Raw genomic sequence first — 11345 nt, forward strand, 5'->3', positions numbered from 1 at the left:
TTTTATTCCCCCTGAATATTTATAGTCCTCTGTCCGTCAAATAAATAAAGGACCATCTCTTTAATGTCGATTCCCACAATTTCTTCAATCGCTTTCTTGTACAGGTTCAACTGGATGCCATACCGGACCTGCATTTCTGCGTCGACTTCTTCATCAGAACCAAAGCGTCCGCTTACTCGGTCAGTTTTATAATCTAGCAGGACCCAACCATCTTGCTCTTCGAATAAACAATCCGCGATTCCTTGCAAGATTTGGTAATCCCCGTCGTTATCATCAAAAGCGTACGTAAACGGCAATTCCCGCTCCACTTTCTCAGCTTGCATAACTCGTTTCGCAATCGGCGTTTGGAAAAATTGAGCAACTGTATTGGCATCGACGGTAATCGCTTCTTCTGTAGTCAGCAACTGGCGAACCGTCAAATCTGCTAGCAACTTCTCAACGTCAGTAACACTACTTTCTTTCTGGATATCGATATGCTGCATAATCGTATGCATCGCCGTCCCGACTTCCGCCGCAGATAGTGCCCGCGATTGCATGAAGGCTGGTCGATTATGGAGATATGCCGTACTGACATCCGCATTCGTAGACACAAACAAGTCATCTTCCGCCTGCTGTTCTAGAATCGACAGCCGTTTCAACTCACTGACCGTCTGCTTAGACCGTTTTGTCACCGATGAAAGATGCGGATATGTCGCGTCAAACCTGCGTTTCACCTCCTGCAACATCCCCTCGTCGACTTCGTCAATTGGAACGACATCCAATGATTTCACTGGTTCCTCATCGCTATCTCCAAGCTTAGTAAACAATGCGGAAACAGGCAGCGCATCTATCTGCCAAACTGAGGCATCGATTACAGACTGACCTCCCGGGATACTTCCGAATTTCGCAAATGCCGGATGTCTCGCGACTGCTGGACCAATCCAGTCTAAATAACCGTTTGCACGTGACCTCGTATACTCAGGCAACATCAGTTCAGGGGCGATCAGCTGGGCATCTTGCCATTTGACAATCGATTTTTCAATATCTTTTACAGAAGCAATAATCTCAAGATGTTCTTTCGCCCGTGTCATAGCAACGTATAACACACGCATTTCTTCCGCACGCATTTCAAGTTCTTTCTTTTCCTTCATTGCAAGAAACGGCAATGATGTATACGTAATCCTATTATCCGGATCGATTGCCTTCACTGCCAGACCAAAATGCTGGTCGAACAAATACGGTTCATTGAAATCCATCTTATTGAATTTCCGACCTGCCCCTGCGATGAAAACGAAAGGAAACTCCAGTCCTTTCGATGAATGGACGGTCATGATACGGACAACGTTTTCCTTTTCAGTAAGCGAACGCGCGGCACCGAGATCATCGCCTCTTTTTCGCATCCGGTCAACAAAACGCAAGAAGCGGAACAGCCCACGGAACGACGTTTTTTCATAATCAATTGCACGATCATGCAGCGCACGTAGATTGGCCTGGCGCTGTTTACCATTTGCCATTGCACCGACCATTTCGTAGTAATGCGTATCGGAATAGACTTGCCATATCAATTCGGACAACGAACCGCGTCGTGCCAAGTTACGCCAATCCTCGAACTGATTGAAAAACCGTTGCAATTTTTCCTGCGTTGCTGCTGCAACACCTGCTCCGCCTGTTGTAACGAAACGCTTCAACGCTTCAAAGAACGGCTCGCTTTTTCCGGCAAGACGAATTTGTGCCAATTCATTTTCCGTCATGCCGATAAACGGTGCACGGAGAACAGACGCAAGTGGAATATCCTGATAGGGATTATCGATGACACGCAATGTATTCAACATAATCATCACTTCTAACGCATCGAAATAACCGCGTTTTAGTTCAGCATAGATTGGAATTTCCGCTAGTTTAAATTCCTCTGCGATTTCACCTGACCATGTCATTGAACGCATCAAAATAACAATATCTCTATATTCAAGTGGACGCTTTTTATCGCTAAATGCATCAGTTACTTCAGCGCCAGATGCGATCAGTTCACGAATTTTCTTAATCATAAATCGTGCTTCCGCCTGCGAACTCTTCAAGCTTTGGCCTGCTAATTCCGTTGCATCGTCTAACTCCTGCTCATCTTCCTCTTCTTCATAGAGCAACGTCAAACCAGCTGTTACGGCTTTTTCAGGATAGTTAGCGCCATATTTCAACGCCGCCGCATCATCGTATTCGATTTCTCCGACACGCGCGCCCATCACTTGTGAAAAGACGAAATTTGTCGCATCGAGCACTTCTTTACGACTTCTGAAGTTGGCATTCAAATCGATTTTCAAGCCTTCATGGCCATCCGTTGCCGTAAATCGATTGTATTTTCCAAGAAACAGCATCGGTTCAGCAAGACGGAAGCGGTAAATTGACTGTTTTACATCGCCAACCATGAACAGATTGCCATCCTCTTCCTCGCCGCGCTTAACGAGCTGGATAATCGTCTCCTGCAAAATATTGACATCCTGGTACTCATCGACAAGAACTTCTGAAAAGCGATTTTTGTAGTCAACTGCGATATCAGAAGGCACCAGTTCTCCATCTTGAACATTCGATAAAATCCGTAGCGCATAATGCTCTAAATCCGAGAAATCGACAATCCCTCGGTCAATTTTCACTTGTTCGAAACGCCTTCCGAAGTCGATCACTAAGTCAATGAGCGTTTGCATGGTCGGCGCCATCAAGCGAATTTCATCTAATAAACGGGCTGGTGTTCTCGTGAAATAAGATTCTTTCAACGTATTAATAATTTTCTTCACCGCATCACGCAGCGCTTTCGCTCGCTTTGCAAGTTCTTCATCACATGAATCTTTGCGGATTGTCCCCGCCTTTGCCCATTTGAGAGAGCCAAAAAATGCGTACATTTCTTCCCATGTACCATCCGTGATGCGTCGAATTGCTTCATTAATCCACATCAAATCTGCTTCAGCCGTAGCAGCAAGTGGTTCCGGTCCGTCCACCATCAGCGCAATATTTCGCATATCGACAGTTAACGCCGCCGCTTCTTCAAGCGTATGGAGAATGGCCGTTTTGAGCGGTTCGATAAATTCAAGATCATCGATAGAAGCTTGGTCACTAATCTCATATTGCATGGGAATTTCACGCAGCCATTGTTCGGGTACCGGGTGAACGCGGGAATAATCATACAAACGATCAATCAGTGTTTCGATGGACTGATCATTGCGGTCAGACGTAAAACTATCTGCCAGCCGGTACATTGCTTCCGGATTTTCCGCACTATAAGCATCTTCAAGGACAGCCCCAATTGTATCGTCACTTAACAGCGCCGCTTCCGTACTATCCGCAATCCGGAATCCCGGGTCGATATCGATTAAATAAGCATATTGTCGAACGACATTCATACAAAATGAGTGCAGTGTGGAAATCTGTGCTTTGTTCAATAAATTCAACTGCCTGCGCAAGTGGACAGATTCCGGCCTTGCAGCAATCGCTTCTTCCAATGCTTCCGCCATCCTGTGTCGCATTTCTGCAGCAGAGGCATTGGTAAATGTCACAACGAGCAATTCATCGACATCGATTGGATTCTTTTCATCCAGTACTTTTTCAATCATTCGTGTGATTAACACTTTCGTTTTCCCCGAACCAGCGGCAGCGGAAACGAGAATATCTTTCCCTGTCGCCCAAATTGCTTTCCACTGGGCGTCCGTAAATGTTAGTCCCTCAGGTTTCACGGGTATGTGCATCATCCCCCACCTCCTTACGCATTTTATCGAGAGACAATTCTGGGTCCATTTCGGCATAAGACCGATGCTCTGCTGACGGATCTGTTTGATCGAACTGACAAACGGATCGATACGAACAAAACTCGCATGGCATTTTATTTTTTAATTTATAGGGATAGACGCGGGTATCGCCCGCAAGCATGGCATCTCCGGCTTTTTGATGGCGCGTTCTGACAAACGACCGCATCATCTGCAAATCATCGGATGACAATACTTTCGACGTTTTCGCAAATGTTCCATCCGTTTTAATCGAGGCTGGCACGATTGAAGAGGATCTGCCAATATCAGCATCCATGCCGATGACAACTTCCTGATTATCGAGCAAATAGCCTCTCATCTTATAGGATTTCGCGATTTCCGCTTCAAGGAGTGCAGGTGTTAATTCGGAACCGGAGCGAATCATTGGGTTATGAATATGCATATACAAAACGCCCGCTGGATCCGCATGTATGCCGAGCCATTCGTCTGCGTTTTCTAGCGCTACGTCAAGATAGGTCATCATTTGCAAGGACAAGCCGTAATAGACTTCTGTTAGATCAAGGCTTTTGGCAGATGATTTGTAATCGACAACACGGACATAGTTTTTACCGCCAATTTCGGTCGCATCGACACGGTCAATTCGGCCACGCAGTTTCATCGAATCACCACGGCGCAATGGAATTTCAAGCGCTGGCAGTTCTTCACCAGGTCCAAATCCTGCCTCAATGGCAACCGGTTTGAATACCGTCGATTTGGCCTGTGTACTCAGTGAATAAATTGTCCGCTGAATAATATGCATGAGCTTACGTTTAATATAAACATAACGATTCGTTGACAATAGTATCCTATTAAAGAAGTAAGGAGAAATATCTTCCACCGCTGCTCTCGCAAGCTTCCAACATTCTTCGCGCGTCAGCTCTGCCCACGACTTATCGAGACGCATTGTTTCATCTGACACCCATTTTAGAGCCGCGTGAAATAAATCCCCGATAGCCGGTGCTTCCAACGTAAATTCCGTCCGTTCGCGCAAGCCAAGTCCAAACGACGCATAATGCTGGAACGGGCAGCTGTAATAGGATTCGATGCGTGACACACTGGAAACAAATGACTCCCCGTACAACCCTTCCGTTATCTCTGGACGCAGTCGTTCCGCCCCATTCTTCGCGTTCATCGGGCGAATGATATGACTGATGACAGACGACCAATACGGATCCTCGTCGTAATACGCCATCACTGCACGCCATTCACGTTCCAACACACCCGACTGTTCCGCCTCTTTCAACTTCATTGATACATAAGGAAGTGCCGAACGCGGGTGGCTAATGTAATCGAATTGATTGGCTTCTAGCGACAATTCGGATGGATCCGTTACCGCTATTTTAGTTTCAGTTCCTGGCAGCATTTGCGCAATTCTCGTAATATACAACGACGGAATAAGTGCTTTCCCTTCCTCGTCTGCAACTGGATACGACACATATAATTTTTCGCGCGGTGCCGTAAATGCACGATAGGCCATATACGTTTCATCCATCAATTTCATCTTCGACGTTGGAGCTAGTTCAAAGCCGATTTCCGAGAACCATTCACGGTCGGCATCTGACAGAAGCCCTTCATTGTCAACCCGCTTCGGCATGACGCCATCGTTCACCCCAAGGACAAATACAGCGTCAATTTCCATTAAGCTTGAAACTTCGACAGTCGACACCGTCACTTGGTCGAGCGACGGCGGAATGCGAGCAAATTCGAGTGAATCAAATCCTTCATCCAAAATCCGAGCTGCTTCTACAGCATCCATTTTTTTATCGCCGAACATAAGGACGAACTGATCTAGTACATTAATCCAGCCGTTCCAAGCTTGTTCATGTTCCGTTGCGCCAAGTAATCGTCCTGCACGCTCTTCTTCCGCACGCAGATCGATGATTTTATCATAGACATTTAAGTTTTCCATGAATAAAAACAGCGCTTCCGCGACATCACGTCCCGTTTTTGACCGTTTCAAACGTTTTTCAAAATCAGTAAGCGGATCCCGAATTTCATCACGAATCACATGCAGTTCTTGCTCCATCGCTATTTCTTCGTCGGTTTGCACATTTGAATGCAATTCAAGACCGCGGTATTTTTTCACGCGCCAACGGCTGTCATCGAACCAACGCTGTCCGTAAATCCCATGTGCAAGAACATAGTTTTCGAGTCTATCTGCTCGATCACGCCATAATAACTTGGTTTCTCGGTGTGGGAAAAAGAGATCTGTTTTTACTGCGCGGAACACCGATTCATATGACCAACCCGTTGTCACCGCTTCTAACACCGAACGTGAAAACTCGATAAGCGGATGATGCAACATCGGCTTTTTCTGGCTGATGAATACCGGAATATCATAATGCGGGAAAATGGTTTCAATGAGTTCATCATATTTTTCAGGCTGCCTGTACAAAATTGAAACGTCTTTGTAGCGCTTGCCTGCAATCATTAACTCACGGATTATACGCGCCACTGAGTGGATTTCCGCACGACGGTCCGCTGCTTCAATCAAGACAACATTGCCAGCTGACGTTTGTTGCTTCGCAGGATAGTGGTCGAATTCCGCTTCAAAATGTTTTAAGTCCTCATTTTGATAACGTGGCGAATTCGCCAAATGGATATCTTCCTCTACTTCCACCGATTCAGCACGCGCTAGTTCACGCAATTTGAGGGAGGTCCTTACGGGATTGAAAAATAATTCATGATCCGCAAACCCCGTGAGAGCGCCTTCCATCGGCAATACAACTGTCAGTCGATTGGCGTGTTTCATCAGTTCCGTGACGATTTCATATTCCCGCGTCGTGAAATTTTCGAAACCGTCGATATAGATATCTGCCCCTTTTAACAGGTCTGAATGGGTAATTTGTGAAGCAAGTAGAGCCAAATGTCCTTCACTATCGACATAGGTCGTACCCAGTTTTTCTTCGATTTTTGTCAACAATAATGACAAGTCTTCCGCTTTGTCGAGCAATGTGCGCGGTGCACCTGTTGAAGCTAGTGCATCATGGAGATTGCTCATCGTTTGATGGTCGAGGCAATAGCGACTAAACTCTTTCAGCAAGTCCCCAATTTGTTCCGTGAATCCACGTTTATTAGCCGCTTGTCGGAACAATTTGAACTGGTCCCGATTGTCTTCTAAAACGCTTCGTACAAGCATCCTGTACCCGAAACCATCTATTTCCTTACGCGTAATGCCGCCAGTTTCCTGCAATACACGCCACGCCAACCGCTTGAACGTCAATACTTGTGCACGGATAATCCCTTTTAATCCGAAATTAACGGACAAGCTATGCTCCATCGAAAACGACATCTGGTCAGGCACAATGACAATAACAGGCGCTCCCATTGGATCTCGTTCCAGTTCAGCAGCCATTTCCCGCTCAATGAACGTCGTCTTTCCAGCGCCCGATCTACCGGTTATGAAACGTAGTGACATAAGGTTTCCTCCCTTGCTATTTGGCTATATGTAATTTGTTCCAATAATAAAAACCTGTCATCCTTACTTTCCATTGTACAGAAAGTTAGGGATGACAGGAACCATTTCACATAATAGGGTACGATTACTTATCATTACGCTGGGTGGCAGATGCACGGAAATCGGCCTCCACTTTTGAATTCAGCCTGCGCTCAAAATATTTGCCCACGAGCCATAGTAAAAAGATGACGACTACGACAATCGCAGTTCGAATTGGATTCGTGAATAACGCTTTTATATCATAGCCGATATAACTAATCATGAAAATCATAACAAACTTTCCAGCCATCAATGTTATTAAATAATTCTTTTTCTTCATATCAGATAGGCCTGCAACAAGATTGACGAGTGCGGACGGTGTAAACGGGAAACATAGGAATAAAAATAAGGGTCCGAAACCGTTTCTCTCCACCCACTTGATTAATTTTTGGATACGTGCGCTTTTTGTCAAGAAATTAAGTAACCGATTGCGTCCATATTTTCGGATGATCAAAAATACAGCATAAGAACCCACTACAGTTCCCGCCCATGATAGAAGGAATCCATACCATAGACCGTAAGCGCCTGCATTCGCCAGAACAAATGCAAAGAGCGGAAGAAACGGTAGAAATGACTCGATAAATGGCAGTAATAGCCCAAGAAACGGCCCAAGTGATTTATAGTGTTGTGCTAATTCGATTATTTTATCAGGATTCATCCACTCATTCATTAGTAACAACCTCAATTCAAAAACTTTTTTCGTCAGGCTTTCTACTTTTTGATTACATAAAAATACCCCGTATTTAGAGTTTTCCTTTAAATATGAACATTTAAACCCTGAAGTATAGTATAATCGCTTAAATATACTTTGGGAAGATGTGAATACAATGAAGAATAACCAATTCTCAGCTGGTCTAAAAGCAGGGACGAGCATTGCAATCGGGTATTTCCCCGTGGCACTCACATTTGGACTGCTCGCTAAAACTGCGGGCCTGTCCATTATAGAAGCTACTGCAATGAGTATATTCGTTTACGCCGGTGCCGCACAATACATGTCGCTCAGCCTAATTACATTAGGCATCGACCCGCTTTTGATCGTCATGAATACATTCGTCGTCAATATTCGACACTTTCTTATGACGGCTTCGCTCAATGAAAAGATGCAGCCTGCCCGAAAATGGGTCAAAGCGATCTATGCGTTTGGCATTACAGACGAATCATTTACAGTACTAGCAACAGGGAAGAAAGGAAAGATTTCGACCGCATTCGCATTCGGCGTATCGTTAATTGCGTATGGCAGTTGGGTCATCTTCACCGTTATCGGTCACATTATCGGCGCAAATCTTCCACAGTTTTTACAAGCCGCAATGTCGATTGCACTCTACGCAATGTTCATCGGATTACTCGTTCCTTCGATGAAGGGCAACCGCAAAGTCGTCATGCTCGCTGCACTTGCGGCGGTCATCCATTGTGTCCTGTATGTAACAGAAGCCTTGTCGACGGGCTGGTCCATTCTTGTCGCAACGCTTGCGTCCTCGATCCTAGTGGAGATTGTTTATTCGCGGCGCGGTAAAACGGCTGAAGTGATGTTCAAACGAGAGGAGGAAGTTTAATGGGGCCAAGTTATTGGTGGATGCTTCTTGGTATGGCACTTGTGACGTACATTCCGCGTATGATTCCGCTGACTGTTTTAGACGGTAAAGAGCTACCGCCGGTTGTGTCAGGTATCTTGCGTAATATTCCCTATGCTGTCCTAGGTGCACTCATCTTCCCAGCAATTTTGTTTGTACAGGAAGGGAATATATTATTTGGGGTGCTTGGAGCAGGGGCCGCGTTTTTAATCGCAATTTTTGGCGGCGGGGTAATGTCCGTTGTTCTTGGCACGATTGCTGTGCTGGCTGTTTATAGTTTGTTTATGTGAGGATGGGGGGCCGCTTGGGTGCGGTCTTTTTTTGTTTTAGGATGATTGGTTGGTTGACAGCGGTTGATATGCTCGGTTAGTCGCGGGTTATGATCGGCTCGCGGCGGATATGTTCGGTTGGCAACGTCTTATGATCGGGCGGCGGCAGATATGCTCGGTTGGCAACGTCTTATGATCGGGCGGCGATGGATATGCTCGGTTGGCCACGTCTTATGATCGGGCGGCGGCGGATATGCTCGGTTGGCCACGTCTTATGATCGGGCGGCGGCGGATATGCTCGGTTGGCACGGGATATGCTCGATTGGGCATGGGCATATGCTCGGTTGGCACGCGATATGATCGGTTGACTCGCGGTATGCTCGGTTGACTCGCGATATGCTCGATTGGCATGGGATACGCTCGGTTAGCACGCGATATGATTGGTTGGCATCAGTTATGCTCGCTCAAAAGGAAAATCCCTATTTCATCCCACAACAAAACCGCTCCTTTAACAGCGAGCGGCTCCATTCGTCAATCCTCTTGTTCATGCTGCCTTGCAATCTTCATCATACGTGTCGCATACCAAAACCCGACCGTGAGCGATAGCGCATCCGCCCCGTAAAGTAGCCAGTTATGCGTATAACCGGCATATACTGAAGCTGCAATCAACGCAACCGTCAAAATAAGGCCGACGACGTGGTGAAATGTAACACGGGTGAATAAAATAACAAGTAATCCTGGCAAAAGCAAGGCAAGTAACAGTTTAGTATCGAATGAATCCATTTTCAACATTCCTTCCAGAGTAATCGTTCACTCGATGTTTACCGAACGACGAGAAGTCCTAGGCGATGGTGGTCATGTCGATAAATAACCTGTTGCATAAGCCGAACTTCCCCGTTACGATCAATCACTTGCAAGCGACAATGTGCAGCATTTAGCTGAATCGCGTCGTATAGTTCTTTCTCGTTGCTTACCTGAAGACCATTTACAGCACGAATGTATTCACCCGGCAGAAGCCCCATTTTTTCTCCTGGAGATCCTGGTACAACGCCCGCGATGACAACCCCCGCTGGACGCGGCGCAACAGCGAACCCACCTTGCCTGTCACGTACCGAAGCCGTAATGGAAATGGCGGCGCGACACACTACCCCTAGCAGTAAAGCTACCCATCCTAAAATCGGAAGCCATAATGCAGCAAGCCCTACGATAACGACAATACCGCCTGTCCAAACGATAGCGCGGCCAATTTTCGGAAATAAAACATCTGGATACAGCGAGCGAGCCACTTGTGAAAATCCGATTATAACAGGAACCGGAACAAAACTGAATGCACTCTCTCCAAATGTGAATTGCGGCCAATATGGTAAGAAAGCCGAAATCATATCCCCTGGCACCAGAAATACTACTGGCAACAGCCATAGCCGCTTCGTCTTGAAGGCTGCAGCACGCAGTCCACGGTTTGTATGCATCAAGGACGGCGACGCATACCGGATCGTATGACGTCTAATAAGAAGTCCTTCAACAATTAAGAATAACCCAGCGATGACTGGAATCGTTACCGCAAGATCGCCAAGTAAATCCGCCTGCCCTGGTGTCCAGCCACGAAACGAGAAATTCGCCATATACTTTTCTATGAAATAAAGAGCGAAAAAAGCCGCAGACGCAAAATAAATCGGTGAAGTCACTTTATAATAGAATGTCAGCAGTGCAATAAGTGCTGACGCTGAAAATAGCACAAGCCAACCCGGATCTGCTAGCAAACCTGCCCCGGAAATCAAAACGGACAGTACGAGCGCATAGGGCCATGACTCCGCCAATAGCCGCTTTAATTCTGTTAACCCCGGCAACAATCGGACTTTGAAACTCCGACGCTCTTTTTTTACACGGAAATACCCAACTCCAACTGCTGTAAAAAGAACCGCTATGAATAATGGATTCAGGAAAAACAGCGCAACCGCTTCTACTATGTCAAACATCGTTTTCTCGGACACGAACCGTCACCATCCAATCTTCGTTTACACTATCATGTTTCTACATTGTAACAAAAGAATCCTGCTCTATGTGAAACGGTATTGAATTATTCATTAAATGGTAAAAACCGCTTATAGTTTTGGTGTTGTGTAGGCGATAGTCTTGGCTCTTCCCCTTGAAGTCATGGCCATCAAAGTTAGTTAGGGCTAATATCGACTTTGTCATGGCTAGTCTTCTTGAAGTCACGGCAATCCCACGCGAAGTCATGGCC

Annotated in this window: 7 protein-coding genes; 2 read left to right on the plus strand and 5 right to left on the minus strand. The window is 46.0% G+C overall.

Translation table 11 applies throughout. From position 1 onward, the window contains the following. Positions 1-2: 2 nt before the first annotated feature. The 3 genes from addA to H7992_RS18605 form a co-directional block, all read right to left on the minus strand. Complete coding sequence (gene addA, locus H7992_RS18595; protein ID WP_187047956.1) at positions 3-3710, minus strand: helicase-exonuclease AddAB subunit AddA; 3708 nt, start codon at positions 3708-3710, stop codon at positions 3-5. Continuing rightward, a complete protein-coding gene (gene addB / locus H7992_RS18600) occupies positions 3688-7185 on the minus strand; it encodes a helicase-exonuclease AddAB subunit AddB (protein ID WP_187045535.1) in 3498 nt (1165 codons plus the stop codon). Before addB ends, addA begins: the two co-directional genes overlap by 23 nt. A 124-nt stretch (positions 7186-7309) precedes the next feature. Continuing rightward, a complete protein-coding gene (locus H7992_RS18605; RefSeq protein ID WP_187045536.1) occupies positions 7310-7933 on the minus strand; it encodes a TVP38/TMEM64 family protein in 624 nt (207 codons plus the stop codon). Between the two features lie 157 nt (positions 7934-8090). On the opposite strand from H7992_RS18605, the gene H7992_RS18610 reads away from it, so the two are divergent. Beyond that, positions 8091-8816 (plus strand): AzlC family ABC transporter permease, encoded by a 726-nt coding sequence (locus H7992_RS18610; protein WP_187045537.1) that lies wholly within the window; start codon positions 8091-8093, stop codon positions 8814-8816. After that, positions 8816-9124: an AzlD domain-containing protein gene (locus H7992_RS18615; RefSeq protein ID WP_187045538.1), complete on the plus strand. Its 309-nt coding sequence runs from the start codon at positions 8816-8818 to the stop codon at positions 9122-9124. Before H7992_RS18610 ends, H7992_RS18615 begins: the two co-directional genes overlap by 1 nt. 510 nt (positions 9125-9634) lie before the next feature. On the opposite strand, the gene H7992_RS18620 is transcribed toward H7992_RS18615, so the two are convergent. Then, positions 9635-9886 (minus strand): CsbA family protein, encoded by a 252-nt coding sequence (locus tag H7992_RS18620; RefSeq protein WP_067211939.1) that lies wholly within the window; start codon positions 9884-9886, stop codon positions 9635-9637. Between the two features lie 38 nt (positions 9887-9924). Continuing rightward, positions 9925-11094, minus strand: coding sequence for a PDZ domain-containing protein (locus H7992_RS18625; RefSeq protein WP_187045539.1), 1170 nt, complete (start codon positions 11092-11094; stop codon positions 9925-9927). Positions 11095-11345 lie beyond the last annotated feature (251 nt).

The organism is Sporosarcina sp. resist (assembly GCF_014302295.1).
Lineage (GTDB): Bacteria > Bacillota > Bacilli > Bacillales_A > Planococcaceae > Sporosarcina > Sporosarcina psychrophila.

Excerpts from the sequence above, each read along its gene's own strand:
- addA (WP_187047956.1), bottom strand. The coding sequence starts at position 3,710 with ATGCACATACCCGTGAAACCTGAGGGACTAACATTTACGGACGCCCAG.
- addB (WP_187045535.1), bottom strand. The coding sequence starts at position 7,185 with ATGTCACTACGTTTCATAACCGGTAGATCGGGCGCTGGAAAGACGACG.
- H7992_RS18605 (WP_187045536.1), bottom strand. The coding sequence starts at position 7,933 with ATGAATGAGTGGATGAATCCTGATAAAATAATCGAATTAGCACAACAC.
- H7992_RS18610 (WP_187045537.1), top strand. The coding sequence starts at position 8,091 with ATGAAGAATAACCAATTCTCAGCTGGTCTAAAAGCAGGGACGAGCATT.
- H7992_RS18615 (WP_187045538.1), top strand. The coding sequence starts at position 8,816 with ATGGGGCCAAGTTATTGGTGGATGCTTCTTGGTATGGCACTTGTGACG.
- H7992_RS18620 (WP_067211939.1), bottom strand. The coding sequence starts at position 9,886 with ATGGATTCATTCGATACTAAACTGTTACTTGCCTTGCTTTTGCCAGGA.